At 68.3% G+C, this 252-nt stretch carries 1 protein-coding gene; it reads left to right on the forward strand.

Annotated features, from left to right (window positions below; translation table 11 throughout):
- On the forward strand, nucleotides 1-252 hold a 252-nt coding region (locus ACZ3HH_RS30775; protein WP_465810464.1), incomplete at both ends, for a hypothetical protein.

Consider the following 252-nt stretch of genomic DNA (forward strand, 5'->3'; position numbering starts at 1 on the left):
TTCGACATCCATGCGCCTGAGGTCACCAAAGGCGCGCTCGAAGGCGAAGCCCTGAGCGGGATCAACCTCGGCACCACGCGCGGCGCGCCGCGCAACGCGCATGAGTTCAAGCTCGGCTACGGCGTCTCCGACCGCTGGATGCTCGAGGTCGGCGCGCTGGTCGAAAAGTCCGACGGCGAGGCCACGCGTCTCGCGCGCGTTTCCTTCGAAAGCATCTCCGTGCTCGTGCCCGTCCGGAAGGAGGGCCTCGGC

This window comes from Pseudomonas sp. PME37.24/025 (genome assembly GCF_055556615.1).